The sequence below is a fragment of the Chryseobacterium viscerum genome (genome assembly GCF_002899945.2).
In the GTDB taxonomy this organism is placed as follows: Bacteria; Bacteroidota; Bacteroidia; order Flavobacteriales; family Weeksellaceae; genus Chryseobacterium; species Chryseobacterium viscerum.
Genome location: NZ_PPEG02000060.1, coordinates 1 through 233, shown reverse-complemented (window position 1 = coordinate 233; position 233 = coordinate 1). Strand labels below are relative to the sequence as shown.

General features: G+C 45.5%; 1 pseudogene. It reads left to right on the top strand.

The window, feature by feature from the left end:
- Positions 1-233: pseudogene (locus C1634_RS26230) on the top strand (hypothetical protein); the annotation flags it as partial.

Genomic DNA, 233 nt, shown 5'->3' with positions numbered 1-233 from the left:
ATGCTACTAGTGCTGTTGGTTCCGCTACCGCTAAAACCATTAATATCACATCAGCTGGGTATTATTATTTTGACGGGGGTATCTGGCAGCGGTTTGCTTTAGGTTCGGGATATACAGGTTCCGGTTCTATTACGTTGAATGGGAGCAGTTTTGAGCGTGCAGCCTTGACGGGAGATATTACTTCTGGAGCTAATTCGAATACCACGACGATATCGGATAATGCAGTCACCTCT